Source organism: Pseudomonas sp. TE36184 (assembly GCF_054060055.1).
Window position 1 is genome coordinate 98,932 of record NZ_JBSSCU010000001.1, and the last position, 19,163, is coordinate 118,094.

Here is a 19,163-nt window from a genome sequence, read left to right on the forward strand (position 1 = left end):
AAAGGGAAATCGAGAGTTTCGCCAACGCTATACGGGGAGTTTCAGGATTCTGGCCGCGTTGGCGCCGAGTACTGCCGCTTTCTCGCGCGGACCCAAGCCTACGCTTTCGACAAAACGCACCGGCTGTTCATAGCCCATGTCGAAGCAGTAGTCGCTGCCCAGGACCAGATGGTCGATACCGACGTTGGCGATCAAATAGTCCAGCACCGGCCCGGAGTGCGACACGGTGTCGTAGCTGAATCGCGTCAAGTAGCTGCTCGGCTTCTGGGCCAGGCGTCGTGTCTCAGGACGTGAGGTCCACCCGGCATCGAGACGTCCCACGAGTATTGGCAAAGCCCCACCGGCGTGAGGCAATGACACATGCAGTTGAGGGTATTGATCCAATACTCCGCCGAGGATCAGGTGTGACGCCGCGATAGCGGTATCGAACGGGTTGCCCAGCAAGTTGCTCAAGTAGTAGTTGCTCAGACGGTTGCCGCCGACCGTTTGTTGCGGGTGCAGGAATACTGGGAGTCCGAGCTGTTCTATACGGGCAAAGACGGGCGCGAAGCGCGGATTGTCCAGGTCCAGGCCGTTGATGTTTGTGCCCATGTACACCCCACGAACCCCAGGCAATTCGGCGGCGCGTTCCAGCTCGGCGATGGCATCGTCAGCCTCTAGCATCGGCAACGTGGCCAGCACCACAAAACGTTGTGGGTGTTGGCGATGGACCATCGACGCAGCATCGTTCCAGGCACGTGCCAGGCGGGCATTGAGTTGTCGATCTGCCCAGTACACCATTGGCACGCTAAGGGACAGCGCCTGTACGTCGACGCCGGAATGGTCCATATCGAGCAAACGCGCCTGCACGTCGATGAATTTCAACGGCAATGGCCCCAATCCTCCGGCCGGGGTGGAGAAGCTGAAAGTAGTTTCCTGGCGGGTATAGCTTGCACCGAACGTTTTGCCCTCACTTCCCAGGAGGTGTAAGAACTCTTCAGGGTAGTAATGTGCATGGATGTCCACCGATCGCACCGGGACATCGGCACCTTTCTTGATCGGTGCCGCCGAGGCGGGTGATAAACGGGTAACCAGCAGACCACCGGCGGTAGCTGCCATGATGCCCAGCAGTTGGCGACGGGTCTTTGAAAGACAGCAGGGGCATTGCATCGTCGATCTCCTTTTTATTGTTGTCTTGACGGGTTCAAGTGCGCGCCTTTGTGCTTGCACGGGTTCAGAGCGACCGGTTCCCGCCGTGGCATGTACCCGCTCCGAGACGTCGCTCTATTAATCGGTCGATCATTTGATCAATTTTGATTATCATCCGATCAATAGGGAGATCGCAAGCCTCCTTAACCAATCAAGCCATTGAGCACAGCCATGCAAGACTCCCATTGCCTGGTCATGCACAGTCGCTACCTTTACCTTTCGATCTCGGAATCCGTGCATGGACAAGTTGCTGGCGCTGAAAATGTTTGTCGAAACGGTGCGCTGTGGGGGTTACTCATCTGCGGCGCGTAAGCTCGGCATCTCCACATCGTCTGTGACACGGCAGGTCGCGGGGCTGGAAAGTGAGTTGGGCGCCAGCCTGCTCAACCGCACCACGCGCAATACGAGCGTCACGGTGGCGGGGCAGCACTATTTCGATAAAGTCGTGGCGATCCTTGAGGCCATCGATGGCGCGGATGCCGTCGTTGCCGACCGTGGCAGCGAAGCTCAGGGGCGTTTGCGGGTCAGTGTCCCGGTGGAATTCGGCCGGCGAATCATCGCCCCGCACTTGGGGCGGTTGCTTGAACGCCATCCCGGTCTGGAAATCAGTCTCTCGCTGAGCGACGAGGTCAGTGACCTGCTCAGCGAACAAATCGATGTGTCAGTACGTCTTGGTTCATCGGTTGTCAGTGATGACATCGTCAGCAAGCGGCTGGGCTATTTCCAGCGTTGGGTGGTGGCGAGTCCCGAATACCTGACACGAACCGGACTGCCGCGACACCCTCGCGACTTGCTCGAGCACCCGTGCTTGCGTTTCGATTACCACACGGGCCACCACGACTGGACATTCCTGGGCGATGAGGACGTCATCCGCGTGAACGTGCAGGGACGGCTGCAAAGCAACAATGCCGACATTCTGCGCGAGGCTGCCTTGGCCGGTGGCGGGGTGACGCTATTGGCCGATTGGCTGGTACGTGAGGACGTCAGTGCAGGTCGGCTGACGCGGGTGCTGGAGCAATATGAAGTCAACCCAGGCAGTGCAAGCACCTGCATCAATGCGCTGTATCTGCCCAACCACCGTGGTTCCAGCCGCATCAGTGTATTCATCGCGTTTCTTCAGGAAATACTCGCGCCCTAAGCACGTCCTGCGCATCAGGCAAGATCGCGTTGCGCGTCGCTTTTGATCGAGTTGACTGCCAGCCAATACCCGCGCGGCGTGCGAATACCCTCTTCCTCACCCGCAGGCCCACAACGTGTCCGGTTAGATCGGACACGATCCAGGGTAAAGGCAATGGAGCGATTTCGATGAACACACAAGAGAATGTCCAGACCGTGAAGATTTTTTTGCAGCCATGGGCCGCGGTGATAAGCCAGGGTTACTAAAAATCACGAGGGCACAATTTCCGAGCATTGTTGTGCTGGCTTCTTGTTCCTGAACGGTTGTTGCCAAGCGAGCTGTGCTTGGACTTCCGCCACGGCATCGAGGACTTTCTGTGCCCAGCGCTCATCCTCCGGATGCACGACAACAACGCGAAAACCGTGATCACGCCCTTCAGTCCGCACGCCTTCGGAATCGTCGACATGTAAGTCGATATCGAATGCCGGCGGAAATTTCGAGGGCGCGTTCGACAGGCCATGCACCGTCAGGGCACGGTTATGCAGCATGCTGTTGACCACCCCGTCGACGCGGATGCCGTACAGCAAAAGCCAACGCCTGATGTAGGACGGAGTGCGACCGGACGAGGTGTAGACCCAGATACTGCAGCCCTGGCGACGTAACTCTTGGGTCAGGGAGCGTGTGCCGATACGCAGTGGTTCACCCAGCCAACGATGCACACAGGCCGGCAGCCGGCTTGGCTCGACCGCGCAGTGGTGGAGTTGGCAGGCCAGGGTGTCATCGATATCGAACGAAATGCGTATGCGCTGACGCCTGAATCCGTGCATCGGGACGGCGCGCCGCATGGCGTGCCATACCCGGCTGCCGGAAGCTCGGCATTTAGCGAGCGTGGGATACCGGCTCATCGATGACCCTCCTGGTAAAGGGGCGAGGCCTTGTCGTTGAGAAGAAATTTCATTGAATCAGATGCCTGATCTTCCAGGAAGGCTGCATACTTTTTCTTGATCTTGGGCAATTCATACAACGCCTTGACGCCATGCTTGGCGGAGTTGCGTATGACCGATGACGGGTTGAAGTAGCCCTCGGCGTTTTTCAGCGTCAGCACGAATGGAGGCAAACCTGCGCGCATGAGCAAATAGCTGACGATGAGCGACCCACTGCGGTTATTGCCTTCAATAAACAACTGCGGCTTGCTGAGGATTCGCACGTAGACACCGGCTGCACGTTTCCAGACGGATTCGCTGCGATACGCACAGTACCAATTGAACAAGTCTTTTATCCCCCCCTCGACGTTGTTGAAGAAGTGTTCCTCGGTCGCCGCCAGATGTTGAGCGTATTCTCGTCGGCGTACCGGGTCCCGGCCACAGAGCACGGTGGCGTTGATCTCCAGCATCAGGTTCAGTTGCTGAAGGTCGAACAGGTCTACGCCGCTTGCGACATAGCTGTCAATCAACGCATAACCTTCAAGTACATTGTGCAGCACTTCGTCGGTCAAGGGGTCGCGCGGCTCGGTAAAGTGCCTGCTGAGCTCGGAAAAGCGGCTCTGCACCTCGCGTAGCGCGCGTTCGATTGCAGGTAGATCAAGACGACGGGGTGCAGGCATTGGCAATCCTGGGAAACGGTAGATAAGCAGGTAAAACGACCGGATGCCCGCTAAAGCACCTTTGGCACTATAGCGGTATGCGGTCTTGACTGGACGTTTGCTGTTTAGCTGAACTTGCCGCTGATGTAATCCCCGGTCATTTGTTCGCGCGGGTTATCGAAAATCTGCGCCGTTGGGCCCATCTCAACCAAATAACCGGTGCGCGTGCCCTGGGAAATATCAACCGAGAAAAACGCTGTCGTGTCCGCAACACGGATGGCTTGTTGCATATTGTGGGTGACCAGGGCGATGGTGTAATCCTTCTTCAGCTCAACCATCAACTCCTCGACCCGGCGCGTCGCGATCGGGTCGAGTGCCGAACAGGGCTCATCCAGCAACAGCACTTCAGGTTCGGTCGCGATGGCGCGAGCGATACAAAGCCGTTGTTGCTGGCCGCCGGAGAGTGACAGGCCGCTGACCTTGAGCTTGTCCTTGACCTCATCCCACAGCGCCGCGCCTTGCAGGGCGTGCTTTACACGGTCTCCCAGGTCGCCTTTGTAGCGATTGAGGCGCAGGCCAAACGCAACGTTGTCGAAAATGCTCATCGAAAATGGGTTCGGCTGCTGAAAAACCATACCGATGTAACGTCGCACGACCACCGGGTCAACGCCCTTGCCATAGACGTCTTGCCCAAGGAAATGCACGTGCCCTTCAAACCGAAAGCCTTTCACCAGATCGTTCATCCGATTGAGGCTACGCAGCACGGTACTTTTGCCGCAGCCAGAAGGGCCGATGAAACCGGTGATCTTGTTTTTTTCGATCGGCACATGGCTGTCACGTACCGCCATGAAGTTGCCGTAGAAAATTTTGTCCAGCTTGCAGTCCATGACGACAGGCGCCTGGGTGACAAACGGAGCGGCTATTTGCGCAGTTGATACGTTCAAAATTCAGATGCTCCCGTTCTCAATACTTGGGCTTGCCGAAAATGCGGCTGACAATATTCACGACCAATACGATCATCACCAGCACCAGCGAGGCTGCCCATGCGAGCTCGAGTTGGTTGTCGAAGGGCATACCGGAGAAGTTGTAAATCAGCACGGCAAGCGATGCCGTCGGATTCATGACTGCCAGGCTGCCGTCGTGAAAAATCCAGTAGTTGCTGAACAGCGCGGTAAACAACAACGGCGCGGTTTCGCCCGCGGCGCGGGCCACGGCGAGCATGACGCCCGTCAGGATCGCCGGCATGCCGGTAGGCAAGACGATTTTCCAGATGACCTGCGAGCGGGTACAACCCATGCCGTAGGCCGCATCCTTCATGATTTTAGGCACCATCCTCATCGACTCTTCAGCCGTCAGCACGACGATGGGCAACATCAGTACCGCCAGTGCCACGCCACCCGCCGGTGCTGAATAGGTACCGGTGGTCATCACCACCAGCGCGTAGGCAAACACCCCGGCCAGAATGGATGGCAGGCCCGTGAGCATCTTGGCGGCAAAGCGCGCGGCGTTTGCCAGCTTGCTGTCTGGCCCCAGTTCCGCCAGAAAGATGGCCGCCATGATGCCGACCGGCACCGCGATTGCCGCCGCGATACCGACCATGACGAAGGTGCCTGCCATCGCGTTGCCGAAGCCACCGCCGGTCTCGAAACCGGTTGGCGGCAGTTCGGTGAATACCTCCAGGCTCAGGCGTGCCCCTCCGCGCGTGATCAGCATGTAGAGCACGGAAATCAGCGGCACGCTGGCCAGTAGAGCACCACCCCAGACCAGTGTGGTCAACACCAGGCTGCGCAGGGCGCGGCCTTCAAACTTGCGCTGCAGGCTTGGTAAAGCGGCTGTAGAGGAAGTGATGTCAGTCATCATTTAGTACCACGTTGGGCATAGACCATGATCATGGAACCGATGATGTTCACCAGGAGCGTGATAAACATCAGTACCAGTGCGGCGTACATCAATACTTCGATTTCGTTCGGCCCGGCTTCGGGGAAGTTCAGCGCCAACAAGGCCGCTAGCGTATTGGCCGGGGCAAACAGAGAAAGCGAGATGTTGTTCGCGTTGCCCACCAGCATGGCCAGCGCCATGGTTTCCCCTAGCGCGCGACCCAGGCCGAGGACCAGGGAACCGAAAATACCGGTGGCGGCGGATGGCACCATCACCTTCAGAATCGCTTCCCAATGGGTCGTCCCCATGCCGTAGGCGGCTTGCTTGGTTTTCATCGGGACACCGGTGAGGGCGTCCTGCGACACGGCCGCAATGGTCGGCAGAATCATGATGGCCAGTACCAACGCCGCAGGAAGCAGCCCCGGCCCGCTCAAGGTCGTGCCAAAAAAAGGTATCCAGCCCAGTTCGCTGTTCAGCCACGCCGTAAGCGGGCGAATCGTCGGGATCACCACGTAAATCCCCCACAGGCCATAAACGACGCTGGGGATGGCCGCGAGTAATTCGACGATGGTTCGAAACACGGCTGCCAGCTTCGCCGGCAGGAAATCCTGGGTCAGGAAAATCGCCATGCTGACGCCGAAAAAGCCTGCGATCAGCAGCGCGATCAGGGCGCTGTAGAGCGTGCCCCAAATGGCCGGCAAAATGCCGTACTTGCCTTGGTTAACGTCCCAGACGCTGTCGAGAAGCACATCAAAACCGTGCTTTTCCATGCCTGGAAGGGCCTTGCGTCCCACCTCGAATACCAAGGCGAAGACCAACGCCAGAATCAGAATCACCCCTATTCGTGCGAGCGCACGGAAGGTGCGATCAACCAGGAAATCCTTTGCAGAGGGTGGCTGGCAGGCAGAATCCTGGTTAACCGGTACGACAAAAGGTGTGCTCATAGGCTAACTCCGGAACAAGGGGGAAACGCTCCCGGTATGGCTGAGCGCGCATACCGAGAGAGGCCTCACGTGCGTTACTGGATGTTGGCGGACGCTTTGCGAACCTCATCGACAACCGATTTCGGCAGCGGGATGTAACCCATCGAGTCGGCGATTTTCTGCCCTTCGGTCAGGCTGTATTCGACCATTTCGCGCATCGCCTTGGCCTTGGCCGGGTTCTCGTTGTGCTTGCGGAAGATCATCCAGGTGTAGGACGTGATCGGGTAGGACTTGGCGCCGTCCGGATCCGGCAGCCAGGCCACCAGGCTTTCCGGCATTTTCACAGCCGCGAGGGCCTCGGCACCGCTTTCTGCGTTAGGGACAACGTACTTGCCGGCCTTGTTCTGCAGTTGGGCAAAGTCAACCTTGGCCAGCTTGGCGAAACCGTATTCGATGTAGCCGATAGCGCCCGGAGTCTGGCGCACGGTCGCTGTCACACCATCGTTCTTCGGCGATTTGATGAATTTGTCGCTGGCAGGCCAGTTGACGGTGTTGCCTTCACCCAAATCTTTCTGGAACTGTGGGTTGATCGTCGCCAGATGCTTTGTGAATACCGCAGTGGTACCGCTGGAGTCTGCACGCACGACCACGGTGATCGGCATATCAGGCAGTTTCAGGCCCGGGTTGGCTGCAACGATTTTCGGGTCGTTCCACTTGGTGATTTTGCCCAAGAAGATGTTGGAGTAAACGTCGCGTGGCAATTTGAGTTCTTTAGGATTGCCCGGCAGGTTAAAAGCCAACACGATTTCACCTGCCGTCATCGGCAGCAACTGCACGCCTTCGGCAACCTTGGCGATATCTTCGTCTTTCATTGCCGAGTCACTGGCGGCGAAATCGACGGTTTTGTTCAGGAAGTCCTGCACACCGGCGCCACTGCCCTTGGATTGATAATCCACAGTGACGCCTGCGGTTTTCTTACTGAAATCCTTGAACCAGGTCAGGTAGATCGGTGCCGGGAAACTAGCGCCTGAGCCGCTCAGACGAACGCTTTCCTCAGCAAAAGCCATGGAACTTGCACAAAGAGAAACCGCAACGGCGAGTGCAGCAGACTTCATCAAATTTTTCATCGAAGGAACTCATTGTGATAACGGGCTCCCGAACTCTGCAGCACTTTCGTTAAGCTTTTATGAAAGTTGAATGGCGGGTCGCGCCAACCGCGCCAGGCGCTAGGGGCTGGCCGTTGTGCATTAGGTGGTCTAGCCTTGTTTCGCCCTTTGTTTTTTGGGGGAGGGGCTGAGGGGGCAAAGTCTGAGCCTTGCCCGCTCCTGACAGACGATCAGAAAGGGGAGTGATGGCCTCTGGCAAAGCCCAGGCCGCGCAGGCCGCCGCACCTAGACCTTGAAACGCTCCACCAGCCGTTCCAGCTCATGTCCCAGCCGCGCCAGTTCGTTACTCGACGCGGCGGTTTCCTCGCAGGTGTTGGCCGTCTGGTCGGAGATGTCGCGAACGTTGATCACGCTGCGATTGATCTCCTCGGTGACGGCGCTTTGCTCTTCCGCCGCCGTCGCAATCTGCTGATTCATGGCCTGAATGATCGAGACCTTGCTGGTGATGTTCTCCAGCGCGCTGACGGCACGGTGTGTGCATTCCACGCTGCTTTCGCTCAGCAGAAGGCTGCTTTCCATGCCCGAGGCCACGGCTTGGGTGCCGCTTTGCACACCGGCGACCAGGCTCTCGATTTCTTCGGTGGAGCGCTGGGTGCGCAGGGCGAGGTTGCGCACTTCGTCGGCTACCACCGCAAAACCACGGCCGGCCTCTCCGGCGCGGGCGGCTTCAATCGCGGCGTTCAGCGCCAGCAGGTTGGTTTGCTGGGCGACGGCTTTGATCACATCCAGGACACCGCCGATTTTATCGCTCTGTTCCTGGAGGTGGCGCACAGCGTCTGCCGACTGGTTGAGTTCTGTCGCCAGGCGCTGGATCTGCTCGATGGCTTCACCCACGATCTGCTCGCCCTCGCTGGCTTGCTGATCGGCGGCCGAGGCAGCGACGGAAGCTTCCTCGGCGTTGCGTGCGACGTTGTGGACGGTGGCAGTCATCTCGTTCATTGCGGTGGCGACATGATCCGTTTCGGCTTTCTGGGTGCTGATCCCCGAATTCGTTTGCTCGGTCACCGCCGACAGTTGTTCGGCCGCGCTGGCAACCTGAATGACGCCGGATCGAATGCCATCGATCAGCTCATGAAGGTTGAGCATCATCTGCTGAAGGCCCGACTGCAGTTGGCCCAGCTCATCGCGCCGGGTCACCGTCACATGCTCGGTCAAATCGCCCCGGGCAATGCGGTTCACCGCCTGGAGCGTGTGCTGCAGTGGATTGACGATTTGCCGTGTGATCACCCATGCGGCGAGCGCGCCCAGCAGCAGCGCCAGGGTCGCGACGAGGCTCAGCGAGGCCTTGGCGGACGCGGCATCGGTATCGCGTTTGGTGTTTTGCGATTCAATCAGCTTTTGTGTGGTGTCGAGCAACACGTCGCCCAACTGGCCCATCCGTTTAAACAAGGCCGCCTGGTCAATGTTGGGGGTGGCCAATTCATGCAGCAGTTGCCCGTACCCTTTGACTGCATTTTCCTGCTGTTGAATCAGGTTTTGATCCTGTGGGTCGACGAACGTATCCCCGATACTGTCCAAGTGGGCTGCGAGGCGATCCAGGGTTTGCTGCAGCGGTTGATAGGCATCCGGTTGGGTGTTCGTACCGATGCGCAAGCGAATGATCCGCAAGTCTTTGGTGTAATCGCTGACCTGAGCAATTTCCTCAACCTTGAGCCCGCGGTCGGTCAATGTCACCACTGCGTACCAGCCGGTCGCGGCCAGCAACAACGCAAGCCCCAGTACCAGGCCGAATCCCAAACTTAATTTAGCACTGACTCGGATATTGCTGATCCAGCCGAACATATGGACTCCAGTGAGTAACTCAGGTTGATTGATCCTTTATCACCTGAATGTCGACCATCCCTCCCAATGCTTTAGCACTAGTGTGATGGTCAGGCTGATCCAGATGGCAAATCGGGCCATGTATGAAAAATATCAGGATGCGAGGGAGATTGATTGGCGGTGCGACTGAAAGGATACAGCTCCACGTCTGTCGGGCGTTGGCGGAGTTGTCGGTTATTCAACTAAGGTGGCTTTTTCGACACGCGTAGTGCGGCTTTGTACTTTAGTCGAATATTCAGCCGGCCCGAGTTCTGGCGGGCGCTGTTTTCGGCGCGCGAACGACCGAAAAGAGTGCAGGGCCGTACTGATAAGTCTAGATCTTGATCGCTTTTTTCAGATAGGAAAACAGCTGGTCCTGGCAGGCCCTGTATTGATTTTCAAGGTGTTCGACTTCCCACATGCGAGCCAGCCATACCTCATCACAGGCCGCTTCCAAATGATTGACAGTTGTCATCCAGGCGGTTTGGGCGTTAGCCGTCGCTTGGAGTAATTGCAACAGCTCCTCATTTATCGGAAGGGTATTCGGCGAAGAGGGGATGGGCGACATTCAAAGTACCGAGGATCAATTTTAATAGTGGATGGTTTTTCTATTACACACTATAAAACGCTGTCCGCGAAAGGCAGTATTCGACTAATGGCTAACGGGTGAGGCGGTAAAGTTCAATTCCTTTGGGGCGCATATTCATGCGATTTATAATGTTGCGCGCGCACTTATAGTATTTTCTCGGATTAAGCCAGTGATTCGATTCAGCCGGTAAGTTGGATATTTATTTAGCCTTTATCTAATAACGTGCCGTGCGGGTACTTGTATCTTGGCGGCCCGGGTGATCAACGGCTGCCACGATGGCGCGCCAATGCCCACGCCTGCCAGGCACGACCGAAGCGTGACGTTGAACCCTGACAGGCGTGTTTCACGCACGCCTGGAAAGTCGGGAATCCGCGCTCATGATCCAAGCGCTTTGACCAGCAGGGCCACCGCCACCAGCATCGACACGGCGGCAAATCCGCGTTGCAAGTGCGGGCCTGCCAGCCGCGCCGCGATCAGGCGCCCGCCGGCCATTCCAAACAAGGCGCCCACGGAGAACGGCAGGGCCACGGCCCACTGCAAATGCCCGGCCGCCGAGCTGGCGGCCACGCCGGCCATCGACACCAGCGCAATCACCGCCAGCGACGTCGCCAGCACCGACTGCGCGGTCAAATTGGTGTAGCGCTGCAGCGCCGGCACCATCACAAAGCCGCCACCCACGCCGAGCAACCCCGAAAGCCCGCCCGCGATCACGCCCGACACCGTGAGCGCCCAGGCGCACGGCGCCGTCCAGTTCAGCTTGCCGCGTTGGGCGTCCAATACACAGGGCGGCGGTTTGGTCGCGACGGCGGCCTTCGACGCCGGGGACGGCGGCAACGACCGTTTGAATACCCGGAACGCCACGTACATCAGCACGCAGGCAAACAGGATCGTCAACGGACGATTCGGCGTGCGCTGCGCCAACCACAGGCCCAGCGGCGAGCAGATGATCCCGGCGGTGGCGATCAACAGCGCCGCCTTGTAGCGGACGGTGCCGTTTTTCAGGCCCATCACCGCGCCCAGCGTCGCGGCCAGGCCCACCGCCAACAACCCGATGGGCCCGGCCTCGGCCATGCTCAAGCCCGCCCCAAACACCAGCAACGGCACTGCGAGTATACCGCCGCCGGCGCCGGTCAGGGCCAGAATCACGCCGACTGTCAGCCCGAGCAGTAAGACGATGATCATCTCAGTCTCCTTGCGTTCAGCGCTGATTTCATTGGTCGGTCAACTCGGGTTTCGCCAGCCATTCGCGGCCCTTGAGCATACCCTTCCAATACAGCGGCGGAAGAATCCGCTCTTTGAGCAGCCACGCCAGCCGGGAAGGGCGGGTGCCGTCGATCAGCCATGACGGGAAGCTGGGGGCGACCTTGCCGCCATAGGTGAACTCCGCCAGGACGATCTTGCCGCGCTCCACCGTCAGCGGGCAGGAGCCGTAACCGTCGTACTGCGCGCAACCGTTGGCCTTGCCCATGGCTGCCAGCACGTTATGCGCCACCACCGGCGCCTGCTTGCGCGCAGCGGCCGCGGTCTTGGCGTTGCTCGTGTTGGCCGCGTCGCCCAGCGCATGGATATTGGCAAAGGTTTTGTGGCGCAGCGTGGTGGGGTCGACATCGATCCAGCCGGCCGCGTCAGCCAGCGGGCTGACCCGAATGAAGTCCGGCGCGACCTGCGGTGGCACCACGTGCAGCAAATCAAACTCACGGGTCAGCACACGGGGGCTGCCATCCGGGTTCACGCCGCTGAACGTGGCCGTCCGCGCCGGGCCATCGACGCGGGTGAGGGTGTTGCCGAAATTCAGGTCGATGCCGTAAGCGGTGACGTATTCCATCAGCGCGGGCACATAATCGGGAACCCCGAACAGCACCGCGCCGGCGCTGTAGAACTCGATCTCGACGGCATCCAGCACACCGCTGCGTTTCCAGTGGTCGGCCGATAAGTACATGGCTTTTTGCGGCGCCCCGGCGCATTTGATCGGCATCGGCGGCTGCGTGAAAATCGCCCGGCCACCCCGCAGTTGCTGGACCTTTTCCCAGGTATAAGGCGCCAGGTGATACAGGTAATTGGAGGTCACGCCATTGCGGCCCAGGGTCTCCGACAATCCCTCGATGGCATGCCAATCGAGCTTCAGGCCGGGGCACACAATCAGTTGCTCGTATTTGACGACCCGGCAGCCATCCAGAATCACCGCATTTCGCTCGGGTTCGAAAGCCGCCACCGCCGCCTTGATCCAATGCACGCCGCGGGGCAGGGTGGTGCCCATGGTGTGCGCCGTTTGGCGCGCATCGAACACACCACCGCCGACCAGCGTCCAGCCGGGTTGGTAGTAATGCACATCGGCCGGGTCGACGATCGCAATGTCGAGCCCCGGCGCGCGGGCCAGCAGGCTGGAGGCGGTGGCGATACCCGCCGCGCCGGCACCGATGATGACCACGGTATGTTGTGCTTCGGCCACTTCGACCGGCGTGCGGCCCTGGTTCGCGATCCGCCGGATCACGCCTTTCATATCGAAGCCGGCTTTTTTGGCGCTTTCGACGATGTGCGGCAGGTCGTGCTGACCTGCTTGCGACAGCGCCCACATCGTTGTCGAGCGCATCCCGGACCGGCAATAAGCCAACACCGGTTTGGGCAGCGTTTCCAGCAACTCGCCGAAGGCAATTCCCTGCTCGTCGGTGACTTTGCCCGACTCGGCGGGAAGGTAGTGCGCTTCGATGCCGACCGCGTCGGCGGCGCGTTTGATTTCGGCAAACAACGGTTGGTCACTGCCTTCGCCATCGGGGCGGTTGCAGATGACGGCACGAAAGCCGGCGGCTTTCAGTTCGGCCAATTGGCTGGGGAAAATCTGTTCTGATACTGATAAAGCAGGCGCAAGGCGGCGGATATCCATAAGTGTCTCCGTTATGGGTATTTTTCTTATGATTTTTTTAGGGTGGGGGGAATGTCAGGCGACGTTGAGTGGGATTTTCAGGTAGCGAATCCCGTTCGATTCAGGCTCGGGCAAATGCCCGGCTCGCATGTTGACCTGGACCGAGGGCAGGATCAGGGTCGGCATGTCCATCGAGGCATCCCGCTTGGTACGCATCGCCACGAACTCCTCCTCACTGATGCCATTACGCACATGCACGTTCTGCTCGCGCTGTTCGGCAACGGTGCTGACGAATTGCACCTCGCGGCCGCCCGGCTGGTAGTCGTGGCACATATACAGCAATGTATCCGCCGGCAGGCTCAACACTTTGTTGATTGACTGGAACAGCGTGCGCGCATTGCCGCCGGGGAAGTCACAGCGGGCGGTGCCGTAGTCGGGCATGAACAGCGTGTCGCCGACGAAGGCTGCCGTTTCGCTGCCATCGCTGACGACATAAGTCATGCAGGCCGGCGTATGGCCGGGTGTATGCAGTGCGGTGCAGTGCAGCGTGCCAATGCTGAACGACTCGTCGTTGACGAACAGGTGATCGAACTGACTGCCATCGCGGGGCATATCGCTACCGGCATTGAACAGCGTGCCGAAGACCTTTTGTACCGTCGAAATCTGGCTGCCGATGCCGATCTTCCCGCCGAGCTTTTCTTTCAGGTAGGGCGCGGCGGTCAGGTGGTCGGCGTGGACGTGGGTCTCGAGAATCCACTCGACCTGCGCATTCAGCTCGCTCACCCGCGCGATCAGGCGGTCGGCGGACGTGGTGGCGGTGTGGCCGGATTTAGGGTCGTAATCCAATACGCTGTCGATGATCGCGCAGTGGAGGGTGGTCTCGTCCAGTACCAGATAGCTGACGGTGTTGGTGGCAGAGTCGAAGAAGCCTTCGACGTGAAGTTTGACGCGCATGAACTGTCTCCTTAGGGGGGGCTTTTTTTTCGAGCCGCTTAGACTAAGGACTGACATAGCAATAAGTTTGCCAGGCCATGGTTTTGCCGAAATAGCCTAATATCCAATTGATTTTATTGGGCTTTGTGTTTCTGTATAGGGGTATTCAGGCCTGTATCTGGGGGATTCTTCTGCCATTGGCAGTGCCTTGACAGAGGTGGCAGTGCCACAACAGGATGGAAAAATGGATTCCAGGAGCCATGATGAAGACTTTTCTGCCTACCCCAGCCAACGCCGTTCCACACCCGGATCAAGTGCAGTCGCTTGTTTCGTTTCTGGAACACGAACCCAATCCGATGATCGTGCTCGATCCGGACTACAACATCCTGGCAGCCAACACGGCCTATCAGCGCCAGTTCGGCAGCGCTGACAAACCCTTTATCGGCCATAAGTGTTATCAGATCTCACACCATTACGACGTCCCTTGTGACCAGGCGGGTGAGAATTGCCCGATGAAGAAGGCCCAGGAAAAGCGCGGGCCGGATCGTGTCTTGCACATCCACCACACGCCTCGGGGGCCTGAGCATGTCGACGTCGAATTACGGCCGATCCTCGACGAACATGGGGTGATCACCGCTTATGTTGAGCGCCTGACGCTGGTGCGCAGCGCCTCGGCGCGGCCGAGCAACGAAGGGCTGGTCGGTTGTTCACCGGCCTTCAACCTTGCCCTGTCGGAACTGCAGCGGGTGGCGCCGTCCATGCTGCCGGTGCTGCTCCTGGGCGAGTCGGGTACCGGCAAGGAGCTGTTCGCGCGCGCCGTCCATGAAACCAGCGAACGGGCCAGCGGGCCGTTTGTCGTGGTGGATTGCTCGGGCTTGACCGAAACACTCTTTGAGAGCGAGCTGTTCGGCCATGAAAAAGGCGCCTTCACCGGCGCCATCACCCGCAAGCCCGGCTTGGTCGAAACCGCCCAGGGCGGCACATTGTTCCTGGATGAGATTGGCGATGTGCCGTTGGCCATGCAGGTCAAACTGTTGCGCCTGATCGAATCGGGCACCTATCGCCGGGTCGGCAGTGTCGAGACCTTCCACGCCAATTTCAGGTTGATTGCCGCCACCCACAAGCCGCTGGAAAAAATGATGGAAAAAGGCGAGTTCAGGCAGGACCTGTACTACCGCATCAGCGCCTTCCCCATTCATTTGCCGCCCTTGCGCAATCGGGTAGAAGACATCGCCTTGCTGGTGAATTCATTCCTGCAACGGCGTGGTGCCGGCAAACGTCGACTGACCATCGATGCCGAAGCCCTGGCAGCCCTGCAGCAGTACTCATGGCCAGGCAATGTGCGTGAGTTACGCAACGTCCTGGAAAGAGCAAGCCTGTTCGCTGACGATGGGGTCATCCGCGCCATCCATTTACCCCAGGCCTCCGTGGCGCCGCCACCTCAGGCTGCGCCTGCGGCTTCGACGCCGTTCGACGGCAGCACGCTGGCGCAGGCCCTGGCCACATTCAAAGGCACCCGCAGCGAACTGGCCAAGCACCTGGGGATCAGCGACCGGACCTTGTACCGGCGCCTGAAGGAACAAGGCCTGGCCTAACCCTCTACGACTGCCAGTGACTGCCAAGCTGCCAGACTGGCAGCGCATTGACCAGCAGCGGTGCGCCAGGGCTACCGCTAAAAAACTCATAACCAATTGTTTTATAACGATAAAAATAGAAGATCTGGCTTTGGCATGCCCTGTGCTTAGTGCATAGACATGACTATTTCCGACAAACGCCTACTACGCCATCTACTCACCGCGGTGCTGATCAAGCTCGTGCTGCTGAGCGTGCTGTGGTGGCTGTTCATCCGGGATTCGCACGTCAGTGTCGACCCGAACATCGTCGGCAACCGTTTCGGTGTACCCACCTCGACTCAAGGGGCAAGCAAGTGATCTCAGAACAACTGGTGGATTTGTCACGGCTGCAGTTCGCAGCCACTGCGCTTTACCACTTTCTATTCGTACCGCTGACGGTTGGCATGGTGTGGCTACTGGTCATCATGGAAAGCGTCTATGTGATGACCGGGAACGTCATCTGGAAGGACATGACGCGCTTTTGGGGCAAGTTATTCGGCATCAACTTCGCCCTGGGGGTGACAACCGGTATCACCCTGGAATTTCAGTTCGGCACCAACTGGGCGTACTACTCGCACTACGTGGGCGACATCTTCGGTGCCCCGCTGGCCATCGAGGGCTTGATGGCGTTCTTTCTCGAATCGACCATGATCGGTCTGTTCTTTTTTGGCTGGGATCGCCTGAAGAAAGAGCACCACTTGCTGGTCACGTTGCTGATGGCCATCGGTACCAACCTGTCGGCGCTGTGGATTCTGATCGCCAATGGCTGGATGCAGAACCCGGTCGGCTCGGAATTCAGCTACATCACCATGCGTATGGAGATGGTTGATTTCTGGGCCGTGGTATTCAACCCGGTGGCTCAGGCCAAGTTTGTACACACGGTGTCTGCCGGTTATGTCACCGGTTCGATGTTTGTGTTGTCGATTTCCAGCTGGTACTTGCTCAAAAATCGCGATGTCGAGTTCGCCAAGCGCAGTTTCCGGGTGGCGGCGGCGTTCGGCCTGGCCTCGGTGCTGAGCGTCATCGTGCTGGGGGATGAGTCGGGTTACACCGTGGGTGAGGCGCAGCAAACCAAGCTGGCGGCCATGGAAGCCATGTGGGAAACCAAACCCGCGCCAGCCGGCCTGACCTTGCTGGCCAGCATCAACGAAGCCGAGTCCAAGAATAATTGGGAAGTCGATGTGCCGTGGGTGATGGGCTTGATCGGCACGCGCTCGGTGAGCAAGCAGATCCCGGGCATTCATGACATCAAAGCGAAAAACCGCGCGCGCATCCTGCGTGGCATTACCGCCGTCAATGCGCTTGAAGCCCTGCGGGCCGATCGCACTGATAAGGCGGCGTTCGATACCTTCGAAGAGTACAAAGCGGACCTCGGCTTTGGCCTGCTGCTGAAAAAGTACGTTGAAGACGTCAACCAGGCCACGCCGGAGATCATCGACAAGGCGATGAACGACACCGTACCGCACGTGACCCCGATGTTCTGGGCGTTCCGGGTCATGGTCGCGCTGGGTTTCGCCATGCTGTTGCTGTTCGGGCTGGCCTTCTGGAGCACCTTGAAGTCGGTCTGCACACGCCGTCGCTGGCTGTTGCGTTGGGCGCTCTGCATGCTGCCGGCGCCTTGGCTGGCCTGCGAGCTGGGCTGGTTCGTCGCTGAATACGGCCGTCAACCCTGGACCATCTACGGCGTGCTGCCCACTCACATGAGTGTCTCCACCCTTAGCGTCAATAACCTCTATGGCTCGCTGGCAGGCTTCGTCGCTTTCTACACCGTGCTGCTGGTGGTTGAAATGTTCCTGATGGTCAAGTTCGCCCGCCAAGGGCCGGGCAGCCTCGGAACCGGCCGTTATGCCCACGATGCCAACATGAAGGAACTCCATCATGCTTGATTACTTCACCCTGAAACTTATCTGGTGGGCACTGGTCGGCGTACTGCTGATCGGCTTCGCCATCATGGACGGCCACGACATGGGCGTCGGCACCTTGCTGCCCTTCGTGGGCCGCTCGGACGTGGAACGCCGCGTCGCGATCAACACCGTAGGGCCGCACTGGGACGGCAACCAAGTATGGTTCATCACCGCGGGCGGCGCGCTGTTCGCGGCGTGGCCGGTGGTGTATGCCACCGCGTTCAGCGGGTTTTATTGGGCGATGATTCTGGTCCTGTGGGCGCTGTTCTTCCGCCCGGTGGGGTTTGACTATCGCAGCAAGATTCACAACGCCAAATGGCGCAGCACCTGGGACTGGGGGCTGTTTGTCGGTGGGGCCGTGCCGCCGCTGGTGTTCGGCATCGCGTTCGGCAACCTGTTGCAAGGCGTACCGTTCCACTTCAACAACATGCTGGTATCGACTTACACCGGGAGTTTCTGGCAACTGCTGAACCCCTTTGCGCTGCTGACCGGTGTGGTGAGCAGTGCAATGATCACCCTGCAAGGCGGTACCTATCTGGCGCACCGCACTGAAGGCGTGATCCAGGCCCGTGCCATCAAGGGCGGGGTGGGCGCGGCGCTGGTGCTGCTGTGTACATTCGTCATTGCCGGTGTGTGGTTGCAATCGATCGACGGCTATCGCATCACCTCGGTGGTGGATACCGCCGGGCTGCCGGACATTCTCAACAAAACCGTGGTACGCGAAGCGGGCGCCTGGATGGCCAACTATGGTCATTACCCTCTGCTGTGGCTGCTGCCCGCGCTGGGCTTGGGCGGCGCAGCTGGTGCTGCGTTGTTGATGATGATGCGCCGCACACTGGCCGCGTTTGTCGCCTCGTCGCTCGCGGTGATCGGGGTGATCAGCACGGCCGGCGTGTCGATGTTCCCGTTCGTCATGCCGTCGTCGACCGTGCCTGCGGCCAGCCTGACCGTGTGGGACAGCGTGTCCAGTCATCTGAGCCTGGCGATCATGTTCTGGGCCACGTTGATCTTCATGCCACTGATCGTGATCTACACCTCGTGGGCCTATCGCGTCATGCGCGGCAAGGTCACCGTGGCACAGATCAAAGCCAACGAACATTCGGCCTACTAACGCCATCAGAGGAGCAAAGACTATGTGGTATTTCGCCTGGATGCTGGGAGTCGGTTTCGCCTTGTTGCTGGCCATATTGAATGCGATGTGGGGCGAGAACGAAGCGGGGCGTGCCCTGAGCGACCGTGAGGAGCCGCGGCCATGATGCCGCGTGTCGCCGAGGCTCCGGCGCCCTCACGCATTCACCCGCTGAGCCTGCTTATCGCGATCGCGATCATGCTGGTGTGTACGCTCTATCCGCCCCTGATGGCCACCCCGGACGGCAAAGCTGATCATGGGCTGGCAATGGCCTTGTTCGCGGCGATGAGTGTGGCCTTTGTGCGGGGCGTGGGGTTCGTGCCGCGTGCGCGCGTGTGGCGCTGGCTGTTCTCGGGCTGGACCTGCTTTGCCGCGCTGGCACTGGCTGGCTGGTTGAAGTTCCTGCACTGAAAACGGACGATCCCGACGCCACCGTGGCGGTACTGCGCGGCGCCGGGATCGTCGAGTCAACCTGTCGGTT

The 19,163-nt window shown here is 59.2% G+C and carries 19 protein-coding genes; 7 read left to right on the top strand and 12 right to left on the bottom strand.

The genetic code is table 11. The features are described from left to right. Positions 1 to 27: 27 nt before the first annotated feature. Positions 28 to 1,149: an amidohydrolase family protein gene (locus tag ACVWZP_RS00520; protein ID WP_057005724.1), complete on the bottom strand. Its 1,122-nt coding sequence runs from the start codon at positions 1,147 to 1,149 to the stop codon at positions 28 to 30. A 277-nt stretch (positions 1,150 to 1,426) separates the two neighbouring features. On the opposite strand from ACVWZP_RS00520, the gene ACVWZP_RS00525 reads away from it, so the two are divergent. Further along, positions 1,427 to 2,326: a LysR family transcriptional regulator gene (locus tag ACVWZP_RS00525; protein ID WP_046382743.1), complete on the top strand. Its 900-nt coding sequence runs from the start codon at positions 1,427 to 1,429 to the stop codon at positions 2,324 to 2,326. 248 nt (positions 2,327 to 2,574) lie between these two features. Here ACVWZP_RS00525 and ACVWZP_RS00530 read toward each other — a convergent pair whose 3' ends face one another. The 11 genes from ACVWZP_RS00530 to ACVWZP_RS00580 form a co-directional block, all read right to left on the bottom strand. After that, positions 2,575 to 3,210, bottom strand: a complete 636-nt coding sequence (locus ACVWZP_RS00530) for a hypothetical protein (RefSeq protein ID WP_169850792.1) — start codon at positions 3,208 to 3,210, stop codon at positions 2,575 to 2,577. After that, positions 3,207 to 3,908 carry a hypothetical protein gene (locus tag ACVWZP_RS00535; RefSeq protein WP_017847589.1) on the bottom strand — a complete coding sequence of 234 codons (702 nt, stop codon included), beginning with the start codon at positions 3,906 to 3,908 and terminating at the stop codon, positions 3,207 to 3,209. The genes ACVWZP_RS00530 and ACVWZP_RS00535 overlap by 4 nt, the downstream gene beginning before the upstream one ends. 104 nt (positions 3,909 to 4,012) lie before the next feature. After that, positions 4,013 to 4,774, bottom strand: a complete 762-nt coding sequence (gene pstB / locus ACVWZP_RS00540; RefSeq protein WP_017847588.1) for a phosphate ABC transporter ATP-binding protein PstB — start codon at positions 4,772 to 4,774, stop codon at positions 4,013 to 4,015. A 76-nt stretch (positions 4,775 to 4,850) separates the two neighbouring features. Next, positions 4,851 to 5,744 carry a phosphate ABC transporter permease PstA gene (gene pstA / locus ACVWZP_RS00545; protein WP_026140105.1) on the bottom strand — a complete coding sequence of 298 codons (894 nt, stop codon included), beginning with the start codon at positions 5,742 to 5,744 and terminating at the stop codon, positions 4,851 to 4,853. Further along, entirely contained in the window at positions 5,744 to 6,709 is a 966-nt protein-coding gene (gene pstC, locus ACVWZP_RS00550) for a phosphate ABC transporter permease subunit PstC (RefSeq protein ID WP_457369272.1), read from the bottom strand. Before pstC ends, pstA begins: the two co-directional genes overlap by 1 nt. A 74-nt stretch (positions 6,710 to 6,783) precedes the next feature. Then, positions 6,784 to 7,815 (bottom strand): phosphate ABC transporter substrate-binding protein PstS, encoded by a 1,032-nt coding sequence (gene pstS / locus ACVWZP_RS00555; RefSeq protein WP_026140103.1) that lies wholly within the window; start codon positions 7,813 to 7,815, stop codon positions 6,784 to 6,786. A gap of 264 nt (positions 7,816 to 8,079) precedes the next feature. After that, the gene (locus ACVWZP_RS00560; RefSeq protein ID WP_046382746.1) at positions 8,080 to 9,636 is read right to left on the bottom strand and encodes a methyl-accepting chemotaxis protein; all 1,557 of its coding nucleotides are present in this window, start codon (positions 9,634 to 9,636) and stop codon (positions 8,080 to 8,082) included. A gap of 352 nt (positions 9,637 to 9,988) precedes the next feature. Then, a complete protein-coding gene (locus ACVWZP_RS00565) occupies positions 9,989 to 10,171 on the bottom strand; it encodes a hypothetical protein (RefSeq protein WP_017847583.1) in 183 nt (60 codons plus the stop codon). A 447-nt stretch (positions 10,172 to 10,618) separates the two neighbouring features. Continuing rightward, positions 10,619 to 11,425, bottom strand: a complete 807-nt coding sequence (locus ACVWZP_RS00570) for a sulfite exporter TauE/SafE family protein (protein ID WP_017847582.1) — start codon at positions 11,423 to 11,425, stop codon at positions 10,619 to 10,621. 28 nt (positions 11,426 to 11,453) lie between these two features. Beyond that, positions 11,454 to 13,124, bottom strand: a complete 1,671-nt coding sequence (locus ACVWZP_RS00575; protein ID WP_457369273.1) for a TIGR01244 family sulfur transferase — start codon at positions 13,122 to 13,124, stop codon at positions 11,454 to 11,456. 54 nt (positions 13,125 to 13,178) lie between these two features. Further along, complete coding sequence (locus ACVWZP_RS00580) at positions 13,179 to 14,057, bottom strand: MBL fold metallo-hydrolase (RefSeq protein WP_017847580.1); 879 nt, start codon at positions 14,055 to 14,057, stop codon at positions 13,179 to 13,181. Between the two features lie 242 nt (positions 14,058 to 14,299). On the opposite strand from ACVWZP_RS00580, the gene ACVWZP_RS00585 reads away from it, so the two are divergent. The 6 genes from ACVWZP_RS00585 to ACVWZP_RS00610 all read left to right on the top strand — a co-directional run bounded on the left by ACVWZP_RS00585 (position 14,300) and on the right by ACVWZP_RS00610 (position 19,093). After that, on the top strand, positions 14,300 to 15,631 hold the full coding sequence (locus tag ACVWZP_RS00585; protein ID WP_057005704.1) for a sigma-54 interaction domain-containing protein: 1,332 nt from the start codon (positions 14,300 to 14,302) through the stop codon (positions 15,629 to 15,631). Between the two features lie 159 nt (positions 15,632 to 15,790). Next, positions 15,791 to 15,967 carry a cytochrome oxidase putative small subunit CydP gene (gene cydP, locus ACVWZP_RS00590; protein ID WP_017847578.1) on the top strand — a complete coding sequence of 59 codons (177 nt, stop codon included), beginning with the start codon at positions 15,791 to 15,793 and terminating at the stop codon, positions 15,965 to 15,967. Further along, positions 15,964 to 17,535 carry a cytochrome ubiquinol oxidase subunit I gene (locus ACVWZP_RS00595; protein WP_046382749.1) on the top strand — a complete coding sequence of 524 codons (1,572 nt, stop codon included), beginning with the start codon at positions 15,964 to 15,966 and terminating at the stop codon, positions 17,533 to 17,535. Before cydP ends, ACVWZP_RS00595 begins: the two co-directional genes overlap by 4 nt. After that, positions 17,528 to 18,664, top strand: coding sequence for a cytochrome d ubiquinol oxidase subunit II (cydB, locus tag ACVWZP_RS00600; RefSeq protein WP_082107726.1), 1,137 nt, complete (start codon positions 17,528 to 17,530; stop codon positions 18,662 to 18,664). The genes ACVWZP_RS00595 and cydB overlap by 8 nt, the downstream gene beginning before the upstream one ends. 22 nt (positions 18,665 to 18,686) lie before the next feature. Further along, positions 18,687 to 18,809, top strand: coding sequence for a cytochrome bd-I oxidase subunit CydX (gene cydX, locus ACVWZP_RS00605; RefSeq protein WP_017847575.1), 123 nt, complete (start codon positions 18,687 to 18,689; stop codon positions 18,807 to 18,809). Then, positions 18,806 to 19,093 (top strand): cyd operon YbgE family protein, encoded by a 288-nt coding sequence (locus tag ACVWZP_RS00610; RefSeq protein ID WP_017847574.1) that lies wholly within the window; start codon positions 18,806 to 18,808, stop codon positions 19,091 to 19,093. Before cydX ends, ACVWZP_RS00610 begins: the two co-directional genes overlap by 4 nt. Positions 19,094 to 19,163 lie beyond the last annotated feature (70 nt).

Excerpts from the sequence above, each read along its gene's own strand:
- ACVWZP_RS00520 (WP_057005724.1), bottom strand. The coding sequence starts at position 1,149 with ATGCAATGCCCCTGCTGTCTTTCAAAGACCCGTCGCCAACTGCTGGGC.
- ACVWZP_RS00525 (WP_046382743.1), top strand. The coding sequence starts at position 1,427 with ATGGACAAGTTGCTGGCGCTGAAAATGTTTGTCGAAACGGTGCGCTGT.
- ACVWZP_RS00530 (WP_169850792.1), bottom strand. The coding sequence starts at position 3,210 with ATGAGCCGGTATCCCACGCTCGCTAAATGCCGAGCTTCCGGCAGCCGG.
- ACVWZP_RS00535 (WP_017847589.1), bottom strand. The coding sequence starts at position 3,908 with ATGCCTGCACCCCGTCGTCTTGATCTACCTGCAATCGAACGCGCGCTA.
- pstB (WP_017847588.1), bottom strand. The coding sequence starts at position 4,774 with ATGGACTGCAAGCTGGACAAAATTTTCTACGGCAACTTCATGGCGGTA.
- pstA (WP_026140105.1), bottom strand. The coding sequence starts at position 5,744 with ATGACTGACATCACTTCCTCTACAGCCGCTTTACCAAGCCTGCAGCGC.
- pstC (WP_457369272.1), bottom strand. The coding sequence starts at position 6,709 with ATGAGCACACCTTTTGTCGTACCGGTTAACCAGGATTCTGCCTGCCAG.
- pstS (WP_026140103.1), bottom strand. The coding sequence starts at position 7,815 with ATGAAAAATTTGATGAAGTCTGCTGCACTCGCCGTTGCGGTTTCTCTT.
- ACVWZP_RS00560 (WP_046382746.1), bottom strand. The coding sequence starts at position 9,636 with ATGTTCGGCTGGATCAGCAATATCCGAGTCAGTGCTAAATTAAGTTTG.
- ACVWZP_RS00570 (WP_017847582.1), bottom strand. The coding sequence starts at position 11,425 with ATGATCATCGTCTTACTGCTCGGGCTGACAGTCGGCGTGATTCTGGCC.
- ACVWZP_RS00575 (WP_457369273.1), bottom strand. The coding sequence starts at position 13,124 with ATGGATATCCGCCGCCTTGCGCCTGCTTTATCAGTATCAGAACAGATT.
- ACVWZP_RS00580 (WP_017847580.1), bottom strand. The coding sequence starts at position 14,057 with ATGCGCGTCAAACTTCACGTCGAAGGCTTCTTCGACTCTGCCACCAAC.
- ACVWZP_RS00585 (WP_057005704.1), top strand. The coding sequence starts at position 14,300 with ATGAAGACTTTTCTGCCTACCCCAGCCAACGCCGTTCCACACCCGGAT.
- cydP (WP_017847578.1), top strand. The coding sequence starts at position 15,791 with ATGACTATTTCCGACAAACGCCTACTACGCCATCTACTCACCGCGGTG.
- cydB (WP_082107726.1), top strand. The coding sequence starts at position 17,528 with ATGCTTGATTACTTCACCCTGAAACTTATCTGGTGGGCACTGGTCGGC.
- cydX (WP_017847575.1), top strand. The coding sequence starts at position 18,687 with ATGTGGTATTTCGCCTGGATGCTGGGAGTCGGTTTCGCCTTGTTGCTG.
- ACVWZP_RS00610 (WP_017847574.1), top strand. The coding sequence starts at position 18,806 with ATGATGCCGCGTGTCGCCGAGGCTCCGGCGCCCTCACGCATTCACCCG.